This is a genomic window from Streptomyces sp. NBC_00654 (genome assembly GCF_026341775.1).
Lineage (GTDB): Bacteria > Actinomycetota > Actinomycetes > Streptomycetales > Streptomycetaceae > Streptomyces.
Genome location: NZ_JAPEOB010000003.1, coordinates 392,057 through 407,936, shown reverse-complemented (window position 1 = coordinate 407,936; position 15,880 = coordinate 392,057). Strand labels below are relative to the sequence as shown.

Genomic DNA, 15,880 nt, shown 5'->3' with positions numbered 1-15,880 from the left:
CGCGCCACTCGAACGGCGCAGTGTCCACAGTCGGTGCGACCCCTCTGCCCGGCCCCGTCGTTGTCCTCAACAGCTCGCGCACACCGCAATGTTGGGAGAACGTCCATGCACCGGTCCGCCTACGAGCAGATGGCACTCTGCATCGAGGAGTATCTGCCCACGTCGACCAGGCATCGCGTCGTCGACCTCGGCTCGCGCGTCTCCGGGCGGCAGACGCGTACCCACAAGGGGCTGCTCGCCGGGCACGACATCGACTACTTCGGGGTCGACGTGCTCGACGGCCCCAACGTCGACGCCGTGATGACCAGGCCGTACCGCATCCCCGCCAGGTCCGGCAGCGCCGATGTCGTGCTGTCCGGGCAGGCCTTCGAACACATCCCGTTCTTCTGGGCGACGATGCTGGAGATCGCCAGGGTCCTGAAGCCCGGCGGGCACGCCTTCATCACCGCCCCCTCGCGCGGGCACGTCCACGACGCCCAGGACTGCTGGCGCTACTACCCGGACGGATTCCGCGCCCTGGCCGCCCACTCCCGGCTCGAACTCCGCGAGGCGTACACGGACTTCCCGCCGACGAAGGGCATCTGGCACGACTACCGGGCGATCGACGGGAAGGCCGCCTACTGGGGCGACTCCGTCGGCGTCTTCCGCAAGCCGCGGCGCTACCCCCGGCTGACCATGTTCGCCGTACGGGAGCTGGCCGTCTGGTGGGCGAACCGGGTCGGTGGGGTCGACGGCGTGCCGCTGCCCCGGACCCTGGAGGGGCGTGAGCGGTGCGGCCGTCCCGAGGGGGTTCCCGCCGGGGTCCCCGGACCGTTCCCGGCCGCGGCCCCCGGAGGCGTACCGGAGCGTACGGCAACCGGGGACGTTCCCGCGCAGGCCGAAGCCGGTTCCTGACCATGGGGCAACAGGGGCGAATCAATGGCAGGTTGACGAAAGATGACATGTGCCGCAAACCGCGCGTACTGTCCCGGGGCATGGCTTGGCGCAACGCCGTCAACGGCGTCCTTCAGCAGTTCACCGGATATCAGCTCAGGCGCGTGACGGTGCCCGCCGCCCGTACCGCCCCGGCGGAACCGGCCCCCGAACCCGTCGTGGCCCGGACGGAGCCGGCCCCCGGGCCGGAGGCGGAAGCGAAGCCCAAGCCGAAGCCGAAGGCCGTCGCGCAGTTCCCGGCGGACTACGACGACGAGGCGAAGGACATCATCCGTGCGGTCAAGCCGTACTCGATGACGTCTCCCGAGCGGCTCAACGCCCTCATCCTGGCGACCCGGCACATCGTCCGGCACGACATCCCCGGCGACATCGTCGAGTGCGGTGTGTGGCGCGGCGGTTCCATGCAGGCCTGCGCCAAGACCCTGCTGTCGCTCGGCGAGACCGAGCGCGAGCTGTACCTCTTCGACACGTACGAGGGCATGACCCCGCCCACGGCGGAGGACCTGCGGCGCGACGGCAGGTCGGCGCAGGAGCTGCTCGACGCCCAGGCCAAGGACCGGCCGATCTGGGCGGTGGCCTCGCTGGAGGACGTCATGGCGGGTTTCGGGACCGTCCCGTACCCGAAGAACCGTATCCACTATGTGCGGGGCAGGGTCGAGGACACCCTCCCGGCGAACGCGCCGGAGCGGATCTCGGTCCTGCGCCTCGACACCGACTGGTACGCCTCCACCAAGCACGAGCTGGAGCACCTCTACTCACGGCTGGTGAGCGGGGGAGTGCTGCTGATCGACGACTACGGGTACTGGCAGGGGTCGCGGCAGGCCGTCGACGAGTTCCTGGAGAAGACCGGCGAGCGGCTGTTGCTGCTGCGCATGGACGAGGGCCGGATCGCCGTCAAACCCTGAGCGGCGGCACCTGACGGATTGACACGAGCCCCGTTCCGTACCCGGTGCGGGGCTCGCCCGCGTCACGGTCACTCGAATGGCTCCCATCGGGTGACCGGTCCCGGCGCCGAAGGTTGTTACCCCGTAGACCAGTTGATGTCGTCCGACCGGAAGGACCGTACGCAGCGATGGCACCCCGACTCACCGTCGTCGTCCCCCTTTACAACGTCGAGGAGTATCTCGGTGCCTGCCTGACCTCGCTCGCCGGGCAGACCATGGCGGACCTGGAAGTCGTCATGGTCGACGACGGATCCACCGACAACAGCGTCGGGATCGCTGGGGAGTTCGCCGACCGAGACCCGCGCTTCAGGCTCGTTCGGCAGGAGAACGCCGGGCTCGGCGCCGCCCGTAACGCGGGGGTCCGTGAGGCGCATCCGGACGCGGAGTACCTGACGTTCGCCGACAGCGACGATGTCGTACCGCCCGGCGCGTACGAGCGGATGACCGCCGAACTCGGCCGTTCCGGCTCGGACTTCGCCACCGGCAACGTCCTCAGGCTGCGCGCGAACGGGGCGCTCGAACAGTCCCCGATGTTCCGCGGGCCGATGGAGAAGGCCCGTTCGGCCACCCATGTCACCCGGGACTGGATCCTGCTCGGCGACCGGATCGCCTGCAACAAGGTGTTCCGCAGGTCCTTCTGGGACGAGCACGCCTTCGCCTTCCCGACCGGTGTGCTGTACGAGGACATCGCCGTCGTCCTGCCCGCCCACTTCCTGGCCCGTTCGGTCGATGTCGTCGAGGAGCCCGTCTACCACTGGCGGGACCGGGACGGCTCGATCACCAGCCGGCGCGCGGTGGCCAAGGGCATCCGCGACCGGGTCACCGCCGTGACCGCCGTCAGCCGCTTCCTCGCGGAGCGGGGCCTGTCCGATGCCAAGCGGAAGTACGACGCGCACGCCCTCTCCGGCGATCTGTGGCTCTTCATCGAGGCGCTCCCCGAGGGCGACACCGAGTTCCACGAAGCCTTCCTCGCGCACGCCAACGCCTTCGCCGCCACCGTCGAACCGGCCGTCCTGGACGGGCTGCCCCTCCATCTGCGGGTCAAGTGGCAGCTCATCCGCGAACGCCGCACGGTGGAACTGCTCGCCCTCCTCGCCGACGAGAAGACCGACCGCGACACCTTCCACGTCCGAGGGCTCCTGCGGCCCCGCGCCCAGTACCCGGCCGTCCAGGGGCCGTTGCCGCCCGCCGTCACCGCGCTGGCCGGCGCGGACCTCCCGGTGCACGCCCATCTCACCGAGGCCGTGTGGCGGGACGGGCTGCTGCACCTCACGGGGTACGCGTACGTCCGCAACGCGCCGGGCAGGTCGGCCGGTACCGGCTGGCTGCGGTCGGGCCGGCGGCTGATCCCGCTGCGGGTGCGCTCCCTGCCCACGGACGAGGCCGCCGCCCGGTCGGGGCGCTCGCTGCACCGCTACGAGCGGTCCGGGTTCGAGGCCGTCGTCGACCCGCGCAGGCTCGCGGCCAGGGGGCCGGGCCGCGGCGGCCGCACCACATGGAAGCTGGAGTCCGTCGTCCTCGGCGGCGGACGGCCGCGCCGCGGACCCATGCGGCTGCTCGGCAACCCCGCCCCGCCGGCCGTCGTGCACACCGACGAGCGCACCCGGATCGTCCCCGTCCTGTCGGGCAACAAGCTGGAGCTGCGGACCGAGCGCGTCGACGCCCTCCTCACCGCGCAGAGCGCGTCCGGCGGCGCGGTGCGGCTGGAGGTGAAGGTCCTCGTGGACGACGGGCCGGTCGCGCTGCGGATCCAGGAGTGGCGCACCAAGGAGACCCGGGAGTTCCCCCTGCGGGGATCGGCGGGCTCCCGCGTCGCCGACATCCCGCTCAGCGCCTTCCGCGGCTGCGACGACGCGTGGGGCGTTCAGCTCGTGGGCGGCGGGCGCAGGCTGACGGTCGCCGTCCGGCCGGACAGCGCGGCGGGACGCTATCCGCTGGCCGGCGGCCGTGAGCTGTACGCGGCCGCCAACCCGTCCGGCGACCTGGTGCTCACCGACCGGGCCGTGCAGCCCGTCATCACCTCGCTCGGCCGGACCGGGTCCGGGGGGATCGTCATCACGGGCGAGTACCCGGTGACGCCCGGCCGCTCCCACGAGCTGGTCCTGCGGCACGGCGGCCACCACGAGGAGGCCGCCCTCGCGGTGGTGACCGGTGCGGCGGCGGACGCCGCCGCCGCGGACGGCGGGGCCGCGGGCACCGGGGCCGCCTGCGCCGCGTTCCGTGCCGTGCTGGCGCCCGCCGCCGTCGAGGGGCCGGGCGGCACACTGCCGCTCGCGGAGGGGCGCTGGCACCTCTTCCTGCGCGAGCGGGGGGAGAGCGACCCGGAGCAGTACCGTCCGCTCCGGCTGCGGACCCCGCTGCACGCGGACCTCCCGCTCCACCGGGAGGCGGGCGGACGGCGCTTCACCCTCCAGCGGCGCTTCCACGACCGGCTCGTCCTGGAGTCCGGCAGCGCCCTGCCCGTCACCGAGCGCGGGGCGTACGGGCAGCGGCGCCAGCGCGAGCGGTACGCGGCGCTGCGCGCCGGGGGCGGGGGCCTGCTCCGCACGGTGCTGTACTCCAGCTTCGACGGGCGCCAGTACTCCGACTCGCCCCGGGCGATCCACCAGGAGCTGGCCGGGCGCGACCCCGGCATCGAACACCTCTGGGTGGTGCGCGACCAGCAGACCGCCGTACCCGCCGGGGTCCGTGCCGTGGCCCTGCACAGCGCCGAGTGGCACGAGGCCCTGGCCCGCAGCCGCTGGATCGTCACCAATACGCAGCTGCCCGAGTGGTTCGAGCGGGCCGAGGGCCAGTACGTCGTCCAGACCTGGCACGGCACCCCGCTCAAGCGGATCGGCCGCGACCTCGCGGGCACTCCGAACGCCGATACGGCCTATATGGCCTCGATGCCCGCCCGCGCGGCCCAGTGGAGCGTGCTGATCTCCCCGAACAGCTTCTCCACGCCCATCCTGCGCCGCGCCTTCGGCCACACCGGGGAGGTCCTGGAGTGCGGCTACCCGCGCAACGACCTCCTGCACGCCCCCGACCGGGCGAAGGTGGCCGCCGCCGTACGGGAAGGTCTCGCGATCCCCGACCACAAGCGGGTCATCCTGTACGCGCCCACCTGGCGCGAGGACCGCCCCCGGCAGGGCGGCCGGTACGGGCTCGACCTCCAGCTCGACCTGCGCCGGGCGCGGGAGGCGCTCGGCGACGACCATGTCCTGCTGGTGCGCCGCCACTACCTCGTCGGCGGCAGCATCCCGCAGAGCGACTTCGTCCGCGATGTCTCGCGCTACCCGGACGTCGCGGAGCTGCTGCTGATCAGCGACTGCCTGGTCACCGACTACTCCTCCCTGATGTTCGACTTCGCGCGCACCGGGCGCCCGATGCTCTTCCACACGTACGACCTGGAGCACTACCGCGACACCCTGCGCGGTTTCTGCTTCGACTTCGAGAGCCGGGCGCCGGGCCCGCTGATCCCGACCTCGGCCGGTGTCGTCGCGGCCCTGCGCGACCCCGAGACCGCCACGGCGGCGCACCGGGGGGCGTACGCCCGGTTCCGCGAGGCGTTCTGCGACCTCGACGACGGCACCGCGGCGGCGCGGGTCGCCGATCTGATGCTCAAGGAGGAGCACGCGTGAGCGACTTCAGCTGTGTGGTCACCGAGGGCGGCGGGGAGGCCGCGCTGCGCACCTCCGTGGAGTCCGTGCTCGGCCAGTCCCTGCGCGCCGGCGAGGCCCTCGTGGTCCTCGCCGCCCAGGGCGACCCCGCCACCCGTGCCACGGCCCGAGCGCTGGCCGGGGGTGCCGCGGGCCGGGTCCGGGTGATCGTCGCCGGTCCGGAGGCACGGTCCACCGCGGCGCTGCGCAACGTCGGTCTGGACGCCGCCACCGGCCGCTACGTCCTGGTGCTCGGCACCGGCGAACGCCTCCAGCGGCACGCCTGCCGCAACCTGTGGGAGGCCGGCGAGCGCACCCGCGCCGATCTGGTCGCCGGGCGCTGGAGCCGGGTGACCGCGGAGGGCGGCAAGGAGCAGGAGCCGCCCTGGCAGGAGCGGCTGTACGCGCGCTCGCGCACCGTCGGACGCTGGACCGAGGCGCCCGAACTGGCGGTCAGGGACGCCCTGGTGACCGGGTTCTGCCTGCGCCGCGAGGCCCTGGAGCGGCACGGTCTGCGGTACGCGGAGGACCTCGGCCACAGCGAGATCCTCTTCGGGCCCGTGGCCGCCGCCGCGGTCGGCCGGATCGCCCTGGTCCGCCGGCTGATCGTGTCCGGACGTACGGTGCCCGACCGGGGCCGGGACATCGCCGCACTGGCCGAGGCGCACCGCCGGGCCATGGACGCGCTGGTGGCGCAGGGCCTGCACGGGCTGCGGTCCGAGCGGGAGCGGGCCTTCGCACGGGACCATCTGGTGCCGCTGGCCCGGACGTTCCCGCGGCTGCCGGCCGCCGAGCGGGCACGGGCCGCAGAGGCCGCCGCCCGCGCGCTCGACGGCCCGGTCCCCCCGGACCTGCCGCCCCTCGAACGGGTCGCCGTCCACCTGCTGGCGCGCGGCGACGCGGACGGGCTCCTCGCGGCGGCGTACGCGCTGAGCAGACCCGGCACCGTCGCGGCCCCGCTCACCGCGAGTGGGGACGGACGGGTGTACTGGGAGATCCCGGGCGCGGACGGACACGGGCCCACCCGGGTCGACGTCAGCGAACTGGGCCACCAGTACCGGGAGTTCGGCGAGCTCCGGCTGATGAACCGGCTCACCCGCTGCACCGGCGACGCGGGCCGGCTGCTGCTCGAAGGGCACCTCGTCCTGCCCTCGCGCACCGGCCCCGATCCCGCGCGGCCCCTCACCGCCCGGCTGGAGTTCCGGGTCCGGGGCGGCACCCGTGCCTTCACGCTCCCGGTGGACGAACTGCGGCGCGGGCCCGCCGGGATCGCCTGGCGGACCCGGGCCGACGTCACCCGGGTCCTGCGGCCGGCCGGCGGGCGCGACACCGTGTGGGACGCCCGGATGACCGTGGAGGCGGGCGGCACCCGGTCCGTCAGCGATCTCTTCGCGCCGCAGGACCTCACGGAGGGCGGGACCGGTGCGGACGGCCCGGTCCGGTTGCGCGCCCGCCCCCGGCTGGGCCCGCTCGCCGGGGAGACCTGGCAGCCCTACGTCACGGTCAAGGACCATCTGGCGCTCCGGCTCCTGGCCCGCCGCCGCCCCGCCCGGGTGACGCGGAGCCTGGTCCACTACGCCACCCACTTCCGCCCCGCCCGCCGGGCCAGGCTCCTCCGGCGCGCCCTGCGCACCCGGCTGGAACGCTACCGCTCCCGGGGATTCAAGGCCCCCGTCTACAACACCTGGCTCTGCCGCCTCCCGATGCGCAGGGGCTCCGTCGTCTTCGAGAGCCACATGGGCAAGTGCTACGGCGACAGCCCGCGCGCCATCCACGAGGAGATCCGCAGACAGGGGCTGCGGCTGCGCCCCGTCTGGTCGTACGAGAACTCCCCGACGGGCTTCCCCGGTGACGCGCGGCTCGTGCGCCGCTGGTCGTGGCGGTATCTGTGGGCGCTCGCCCGCGCGGAGTACTGGGTCGACAACCAGGGCTTCCCGCAGCACCTGCGCAAGCCCGCCCGCACCACGTACCTCCAGACCTGGCACGGGTCCGCATACAAGCGCATGGGCTTCGACGAGACCCGGGTGCGGATGCAGAACGCCCCGCAGCGCCACCGGCTCCAGGAGGCCGTGCACCGCTTCGACCACTTCCTCGTCCGCTCCGAGCACGATGTGCGCACCCTCGCCCACGCCTACCGGCTCCCCGAGGAGCGGCTGCTGCGGACCGGCTACCCGCGCAACGACGTCCTGTTCGCGGAACGGGCGCGTGACGAGGCGGAGGGCCGGCTGCCGCGCGGGCCGCTCGCCGAGGCCCTCGGACTGCCCGACCACCGCAGGACCGTCCTGTACGCGCCCACCTTCCGGGGCGGCCCCGGGAAGTACCGCAAGCGCCGTCTGCCGTTGGACATCGCGCGGTTCGCCGAGCGCTTCGGCGACGAGTACACGCTGCTCGTGCGCGCCCACTACCTGGAGGAGGCGAAGCTGCCCGCCTGCCCGCCCGGCACCGTCCTGGACGTCTCGCACCATCACGACGTCGGTGAACTCCTCACGCTCGCCGACGTACTGATCACCGACTACTCGTCGATCATGTTCGACTTCGCGCTGCTCGACCGTCCCATCGTCCTGTTCGCCCCCGACCTCGATGGATACACGGCCACCCGGGGCAGCTACTTCGACCTGCGGAAGAAGGCGCCGGGTCCGGTGGCCGGGACGGAGGAGGAGCTGTTCGCCGCGCTCGCGGAACTGAAGGAGGCCGACACGGAATTCGGCCCGGCCCGCGCCGCCTTCGCCGCCGAGTTCGGCGGCTACGACCGGGGCGACGCGGCCCGGCAGGTCGTCGGCACCGTGTTCGCCCGGCACACCATCCGCCACCAGGAGGCCGGCCGATGAACCGCGACGTCTTCATCGTCTCCAACAGCACCGACGAACTCGGCGGAGTCACCGGCTGGATGCACCAGACGGCCCGGCTCCTGACCCGGCAGGGCCACCGGGTGCACGCCATCGGCATCCACGCCTCCGACCTGACGATGGCCCTGCCCGACCCGCCCGGCCACCCCGTCACCGCCCTGTACCCGGCCCATCCGCCGACCCCCTGGGCACCAGGGGGCGTCCGGGACCGCTTCCGGATCCCCTCCCGGCGCCGGGAGGCGGCGCGGGCGGCCGGGAAGCGGCGTGCGGTGCGGCGGCTCTCGGAGCTCTTCCGCGCCGCGCGGCCCGGCGCCGTGGTGATCGTCACCCAGGTGTGGGCGATGGAATGGGTCGGTGAGGCCGACACCACCGGGATGCGGGTGATCGGGATGAGCCACGAGTCCTACGACTACTCCCGCGCGAGCCACCGCTACCGCTGGATCAAGAACCACTACAGCGACCTCGACCACTGGCTCGTCCTCACCGAGGAGGACGCCGACATCTGGGCGGGCGACGGCATGAACAACGTCGGCTTCATGCCCAACGCCCTGTCCCGGCTGCCCGAAGTGCCCTCGCCGCGCAGCGAACGGACCGTGGCGAGCATCGGCAGGCTCTGCGACCAGAAGGGCATCGACATGCTCCTGGACACCTGGGCCCTGGTCGCCCCGAAACGCCCCGGCTGGCGGCTGCGGATCTACGGCGCGGGCGAGGACGAGGCGGAACTGAAGGCGCGGTGCACCGCGCTGGGACTGGACGGCTCCGTGCACTGGATGGGCCGTACGGACGATGTGGAGGGCGCTCTCGCCGACGCCTCCGTGTTCGTGCAGTCCTCGCGCGGCGAAGGCTTCCCGCTGGCACTGCTGGAGGCCATGGCGAGCGCGGTGCCGTGTGCCGCGTTCGACTGCGCGCCCGGGGTGCGCGAGATCGTCAAGGACGGGGAGGACGGACTCCTCGCCCCCGCCGGGGACAGCGGCGAACTCGCCGACCGGCTGCTGCGGCTGACCGGGAACCCCCGGCTGCGGGACGCGATGGGGAACCGGGCGCGGGTCAATGTGCAGCGGTTCTCCGAGACGGAGATCCTCCGGCGCTGGGAGGAACTGTTCGCCTTCCTGGAGCGGTGAGGCCCGCGCGCTCGGGCCGTCGCGCGGTGAGCGGCGGCCCGACCGCGCGGTGAGCGGCGGCCGGGTGCGCGTGTGGCCCGGTGGGGGCCGGGAAGTCCGGACGGCGGGCTTCCCGGTCAGCCGCTGAGATACTGCCGGGCCGAATCCTGCGCGGGCACGGCCGGGAGCGTGGGCCGCCGTTCCTTGACCGGTACCGGCAGCGGCAGCCCCGCGCTCTCGCCCAGGAAGACCCGGCGCACCACCCGCTCGGCGGCGTACCCGTCGTCGTACGGACAGAACCTCGCCCGGAACGCCGCCCGCAGCCGCGCGGAGCGGGCGCCGCGCCAGTGGTCCGTGGCGAAGACGCCGAACAGCTCGTCCTGACCGCGCGCGACGATGCCGGGCGGGAAGGCCGCCAGGTCGAAGTACGTGCCGCGGGCCGCCTCGTATGCCTCGCTGTTGTCGAGGTGCACGACGATGGGACGGTCCAGGTTGGCGTAGTCGAACATCAGCGACGAGTAGTCCGTGATCAGCGCGTCCGAGGCCAGGGCGAGGGTTTCGAGCGACGGATGGGCGCTGACGTCGATGATCCGCGGATGCGGCGTACGGCTGCCCGCCGGGGCGGGACCGTACAGATAGTGCGAGCGGGCCAGGATCACGAAGCGCGGGCCGAGGACCTTCAGGAACCGCTCCAGGTCCAGGGCGTTCTGCTCGGTGCGCCGGTAGTCGCGGTGCGTCGGGGCGTACAGCAGCGCCGTGCTGCCCGCGGGGATGGACAGCGACTCGCGCAGCCGGGCCACCTGGGCGGCGGAGGTGCGGTGGTAGACGTCGTTGCGCGGATAGCCGTACTCCAGAGTCGTGTACGCGGACGGATAGGTCCGCTCCCACACGAGGGTGGAGTGCGGGTTCGCCGACAGGGAGAAGTCCCACTTGTCGATGTTGCGCAGCAGCTGCACGAAGTCCGTGTCACGGGAGGCCGCCGGACGGTCCAGGAGATCGGTGCCCATGGTCTTCAGCGGGGTCCCGTGGTGGGTCTGCACCAGGATCTGGCCGCGCCGCTTCACGAGCCGCCGGTCGAAGTTGACGTTGTTCACCAGGTACTTGGAGCGGGCCAGCGCCGTCCAGTAGCCGAAGGTGCCCGGGGCGAGCCGGCGGGTGGCGGCCGGCACGGTGTGGGCGTCGGCGGGACGGCAGATCCAGGCGGTCCGCAGCCCCGGCACCAGCTCGCGTGCCTTCGCCTCGACGGCCGCCGGATTGCAGGCGTAGCCGCGGTGCCAGTAGGCGGCGAACACCGCGTCCCGGGGCCGGACCGGCAGCCGCAGCTGGACGCGGTAGTGCAGCTGGAGCACGGCCCCGCGCACCGCCCGGAACACGGCCGCCACGCCCTGCCGCGCGCTGCCGCGCAGTCGCTGCGCCGCCCACAGGGTCCGGTACGTGCGGTGCGCGCCCAGGCGGAACAGGCCGTGCCGCAGCCGGGCGCGGAGCGGCACACGGGCGCCGGGGGTGCGGTAGCGCCGGCAGTGCGCGTGGGCGCGGCGGAAGAACGCGGCGCGGCTGCGGCGCGGCAGCCTGCCGGGCGAGGTGAACAGGGTGGAGAAGTGGTCGAGCATCCGCCGGTACAGCACCGGCCGCCAGAGGGCGAGTTCGGGGCGGGCGTCGATGAACGCGAAGACCCGGTCGTACTGGTCGAAGACGTCGAAGTGCTTCTCGCTGGTGGTGGAGAGGATGTTGCCGCGGCGCCGCTGCCGGTAGGAGACGCAGACCCGGTCCAGGACCGCGATCGATCCGGCGGCCATCAGGACCGGATAGGTCCAGGGAGTGTCCTCGTAGTAGCCGGGCGGAAAGGTGAAGCCCTCGGCCTCGACGAACTCGCGGCGGTACGCCTTGTTCCAGACCACCATCAGGACCTTGAGCAGCTCGGGCCGGTCGGTGAGCCGGAAGGACGCGGGGCCGCTCTCGGCGAGCGGGGCGGCGTACGCGTTGCGCACCCGCTCGCCCGACCAGTACACCCGCGCGTAGTCGTAGACCAGCACATCGGGTCCGCCGGTCGCGTCGATCCGGTCGGCGACGGCCTGCAGGGACTCCGGTACGAGGGTGTCGTCGCCGTCCAGGAAGAGCAGGTAGTCGCCGCTCGCGCGGGCGATACCGGCGTTGCGGGCGGGGCCGAGTCCGATGTTGCGGGGCAGATGGAGCGCGGTGACCCGGTGGTCCCGCCCGGCGTACTCGTCGGCGATCGGGCCGCAGCTGTCCGGCGAGCAGTCGTCGACCACGATGATCTCGTAGTCCTTGAAGGACTGGCTCAGCACGGAATCCAGGCACGCGTGCAGATACGCCTGGACCCGGTACGCGGGCACGATGACACTGAACCGGGGCACTACACATCCAGGGGTCGTTCGCGGGCTGCGGGTGGCCCGCAAACGGCCGGTGGAGTGACCGGGTTACGCCGTACGTGGCATTCGGGGGAAAGAACACGCGGAAGCGGCCCGGTTCTGGGGAACCGGGCCGCTCCTGGTTGACGTACAGCCGTGCGTGCGGAGCTACTTGACGGCGCCCGCCATGACGCCGGAGACGAACTGCCGCTGGAAGGCGAAGAACACGGCCAGCGGGATCACCATCGACACGAAGGCACCGGGCGCCAGTACGTCGATGTTGTTACCGAACTGGCGTACCTGCTGCTGGAGTGCGACGGTGATCGGCGGCGAATCGGAGTCCGCGAAGATCAGCGCGACCAGCATGTCGTTCCACACCCACAGGAACTGGAAGATCCCGAGCGAGGCGATCGCCGGACCGCCCAGCGGCATCACGACCCGGGTGAAGAGCCGGATCTCGCCCGCCCCGTCGAGCCGCGCCGCCTCCAGGAGTTCGCGGGGGATCTCCGCGAAGAAGTTCCGCAGGAGGAAGATCGCGAACGGCAGGCCGAAGGCCGTGTGGAACAGGATCACGCCGAAGGTCGTCTCGAAGATCCCGATGGTGCCGAAGAGCTCGGACACCGGGATCAGGGCGACCTGTACGGGCACCACCAGCAGCCCGACGACCAGCAGGAACCACCAGTCGCGGCCGGGGAAGTCCATCCAGGCGAAGGCGTATCCGGCGAGCGAGCCGATCACCACCACCAGGACGGTGGACGGGACGGTGATCATCACCGTGCTGAACAGGGAGTCGGTGATCGTCGAATTGTCCAGCAGGCGCCGGTAGTTGTCGAAGGTCAGCTCGGACGGCGCGGTGAAGATCTTCCACCAGCCGGTCGCCGCGATGTCGTCCGCCCCGCGCAGCGAGGAGAGCAGCAGGCCGATCGTCGGCATCAGCCAGAACAGGGCGACCAGCAGCAGGAAGACCCGCATGACGCCACCGCCCGCCCGCGTCGCCAGCCGCGCGCCGAGGGACTGCTTCTTCTTCGTGGCCGTGGATGCCGCGCTCATCGGCGCCCCTCCTTCCGTATCCGGCGGATGCTGCTGTGTTCGTCCGGGGGACAACCCCCGTACCCCCGGCCGGGGGGCGGTGTCAGGTCGGCCGGACCGTTCATCGGCGCCCCTCCTTCCGTATCCGGCGGATGTTGAACAGCATCACCGGGATGACCAGCAGCAACAGCAGCACCGCGATGGCGCTGCCGATGCCCAGGTCCGCGTCCGTGCCGAACGAGGACCGGTACAGCTGGAGCGCCAGTACGTTCGCGTCGTCCTGGGAGGAGCCCGGCGCGATGATGAAGACCAGGTCGAAGACCTTCAGGACGTTGATCATCAGCGTGACGAGCACCACCGCGAGGACCGGTGCGAGCATCGGGACCGTGATCCGGCGGAACACCTGCCACTCGTTGGCGCCGTCCACGCGGGCCGCTTCGAGGAGTTCGCGCGGCAGGCCGGCCAGACCCGCGGCGATCAGCACCATGGCGAACCCGGCCCACATCCATACGTAACTGCCGATGATCCCGGGCGTCACCAGGGACGGGCCGAGCCAGTCGACGCCGTTGTACGGCTCCCTGAAGTTGTCGGCCGGGAGCCGGAGCTGGGCTCCGTCGGCCGATGCGGGCAGCGTGAACACGCCGTCCGCCCCGGCGGTCGCGGAGGCGATGACCTTGCCGTCCTTGACCGCCTCGACCTTGATGCCCTTGAGGCCGAGCTCCTCGGGGTCGACGACATTGGGTTTGCCGCCGCCGCCCCGGGTGAAGTCCAGCCAGGCGGTTCCGGTGATCTGCCCGCCGGAGGCCGTGGGGGCCTTCGCGGGCTTCGCGTCGCCGGGCATCTTCGCGGGGGCCACGCCCACCAGCGGCAGCAGCACCGGATCGCCCGCCCGCACGGTCTGCTTCGTGACGAAGGACCCGGCGTCACCCGCCTTGAGCGGATGCACGGGCAGCGGATGCGCCTTGGGGAAGCCGGCCGACTCGTTGAACGTGTCGTGCACGCCGACCCAGACGGCGTTGGCGACACCGCGCTCCGGGGCCTGGTCGTAGACCAGCCGGAAGATGATGCCCGCGGCGAGCATCGAGATCGCCATCGGCATGAAGACGATCAGCTTGAACGCCGTGCCCCAGCGGATCCGCTCGGTCAGCACCGCGAAGATCAGGCCCAGTGCGGTGGAGACCGTGGGGGCGAGCACGACCCAGATCGCGTTGTTCTTCACCGCTGTGCGGATGGTGCCGTCCGAGAACAGCGCCTTGTAGTTGTCGATACCGGCGAACCCGGTGCCCGCCTGGTCGAAGAACGACCGGTAGACGGAGTACACGATGGGATAGACCACCAGCGCGCCGAGCAGCACCAGTGCGGGAAGCAGGAACGCCGCGGCCAGGAGCCTGCGGGTACCGGTCACGCTCCGGCGCGGTTTGTGGGGGGAGGTGTTCGGACTCTTGTCGGCGGGGGGCGCCGCTCCGGCGCCCCCCGCGGTGGCTGTGGTCACCGCGTCAGCTCTTGTACGCCTTGGCCGCGTCGGACTCCAGTTTCGCCTGGGTCCCCGCGATGTCCTTCGGGTTCTTCAGGAAGTCCTGGAGGATCTTCCACTCGCCCTTCCCGGGCGTCCCGCCGAACGACTGCGGGGCCTGGTCGGACATGTCGAAGCGGACGTCGTCACCGGCGGCGATCAGTGCCTCGGCCATCTTGCGCTGCACCTCGTTGGGGTACGCGGCGGCGTCCAGGCCCTTGTTCGGGGAGATGAACCCGCCCGCCTCGGCCCAGATCCGCGCCGCGTCCGTCGAGGCCAGCCAGGTCAGCAGCGCCTGCGCGCCCTTGCTGTCCTTCAGGGCCACGGCCGCGTCGCCGCCGGTCACCACGGGGGAGTCCGCGCCGACCGCCGGGAACGGGAACACCTTGGCGTCCGTACCGACCTTGGCCTTGGTCTGCGCGATGTTGATGGAGACGAAGTCGCCCTCGAAGACCATGGCGCCCTTGGGCTGGTCGCCACCGGTGAACGTCTGGGTGACGGAGGCCGGGAACTCGGTCTGGAGGGCGCCGTCGGCACCGCCCGTGATCAGGTCCGGCTTGCCGAAGAGCTCGGCCAGCGTGGTGAGCGCGGCCTTCACGGACGGGTCCGTCCACTTGATCTCGTGCTTGGCGAGCCGGTCGTACTTCTCCGGGCCCGCCTGGGAGAGGTAGACGTTCTCGAACCAGTCGGTGAGGGTCCAGCCGTCCGCGCCGCCCACCGAGACCGGGGTGACACCGGAGGCGGAAACGGTCTCCGCGGTGGCCAGGAAGTCCTTCCAGGACTTCGGCTCGCTCGCGCCCGCGTTCTCGAACGCCTTGGTGTTGTACCAGATCAGGGACTTGTTGGCGGCCTTGAAGTAGACGCCGTACTGGGTGCCGTCCACCGCGCCGAGGTCCTGCCAGACCTTCGCGTAGTTCTTGGACAGCTGGGCCTTGGCCTCGGCGCCCACCGGCTTGGCCCACTTCTTCGCCACGGCCTGCTGGACCGCTCCGACCTGCGGGATCATCGCGACGTCCGGCGGCTGGCCCCCCGCGATCTTCGTACCGAGGAAGTTCACGATCGGGTCCTGCGCCGGGACGAAGGTCACCGTCGCGCCCGTACGCTTCTCGAACTCGTCCAGCACCTTGGTGAAGTTGGCCTGCTCCGGTCCGGTCCAGACCGCGGCGACCGAGATCTTCTCGCCGTTCAGCTTCGGCAGCGTGACGCTCGACGGGCTCTCCTTGCCCTTCCCGGAGCCGTCACCTGCCTTGTCCTTTCCGCCGCTGTCGTCTCCGCAGCCGGTCAGCGCGAGAGCGCCTACCGCGGTGAACACCAGTGCGGCCCTACGTATCCGAAGGGTTGTGCGCATTCCTGCCCCGTCTCTTTCCTACGTGCCCGGCCACGTCTCTGTGCGCGGGCCACGTCGTCCGTGCCTTCAGTCCTACGCCGGGCGCACGGGTGCCGCAATACCACCCGGGGGCTCAACACGCCTATCGTTGTGGGCTCGTGACGTCGCATCAGTGCAG

At 72.0% G+C, this 15,880-nt stretch carries 9 protein-coding genes; 5 read left to right on the top strand and 4 right to left on the bottom strand.

Features of this window, described 5'->3' with window-relative positions; genetic code table 11:
* The first annotated feature begins 105 nt into the window (after nucleotides 1–105).
* From OHA98_RS34165 to OHA98_RS34145, 5 genes are all read left to right on the top strand, one after another.
* Complete coding sequence (locus OHA98_RS34165) at nucleotides 106–894, top strand: class I SAM-dependent methyltransferase (RefSeq protein WP_266931560.1); 789 nt, start codon at nucleotides 106–108, stop codon at nucleotides 892–894.
* Nucleotides 895–941: 47 nt separating this feature from the next.
* Nucleotides 942–1,838: a TylF/MycF/NovP-related O-methyltransferase gene (locus OHA98_RS34160; RefSeq protein WP_266932524.1), complete on the top strand. Its 897-nt coding sequence runs from the start codon at nucleotides 942–944 to the stop codon at nucleotides 1,836–1,838.
* 167 nt (nucleotides 1,839–2,005) lie between these two features.
* Entirely contained in the window at nucleotides 2,006–5,500 is a 3,495-nt protein-coding gene (locus OHA98_RS34155) for a bifunctional glycosyltransferase/CDP-glycerol:glycerophosphate glycerophosphotransferase (RefSeq protein WP_266931559.1), read from the top strand.
* Entirely contained in the window at nucleotides 5,497–8,346 is a 2,850-nt protein-coding gene (locus OHA98_RS34150; RefSeq protein ID WP_266931557.1) for a CDP-glycerol glycerophosphotransferase family protein, read from the top strand. Before OHA98_RS34155 ends, OHA98_RS34150 begins: the two co-directional genes overlap by 4 nt.
* Entirely contained in the window at nucleotides 8,343–9,485 is a 1,143-nt protein-coding gene (locus tag OHA98_RS34145) for a glycosyltransferase (protein ID WP_266931555.1), read from the top strand. The genes OHA98_RS34150 and OHA98_RS34145 overlap by 4 nt, the downstream gene beginning before the upstream one ends.
* Nucleotides 9,486–9,601: 116 nt before the next feature.
* Here the strand turns inward: OHA98_RS34145 and OHA98_RS34140 are convergent, their stop codons facing one another.
* The 4 genes from OHA98_RS34140 to OHA98_RS34125 form a co-directional block, all read right to left on the bottom strand.
* Entirely contained in the window at nucleotides 9,602–11,839 is a 2,238-nt protein-coding gene (locus OHA98_RS34140; protein ID WP_266931554.1) for a CDP-glycerol glycerophosphotransferase family protein, read from the bottom strand.
* Between the two features lie 162 nt (nucleotides 11,840–12,001).
* Nucleotides 12,002–12,883, bottom strand: a complete 882-nt coding sequence (locus OHA98_RS34135; protein WP_266931553.1) for a carbohydrate ABC transporter permease — start codon at nucleotides 12,881–12,883, stop codon at nucleotides 12,002–12,004.
* A gap of 100 nt (nucleotides 12,884–12,983) precedes the next feature.
* On the bottom strand, nucleotides 12,984–14,354 hold the full coding sequence (locus OHA98_RS34130; protein ID WP_266931552.1) for a carbohydrate ABC transporter permease: 1,371 nt from the start codon (nucleotides 14,352–14,354) through the stop codon (nucleotides 12,984–12,986).
* Nucleotides 14,355–14,358: 4 nt separating this feature from the next.
* Entirely contained in the window at nucleotides 14,359–15,723 is a 1,365-nt protein-coding gene (locus OHA98_RS34125) for an ABC transporter substrate-binding protein (protein WP_266931551.1), read from the bottom strand.
* Between the last annotated feature and the right edge of the window lie 157 nt (nucleotides 15,724–15,880).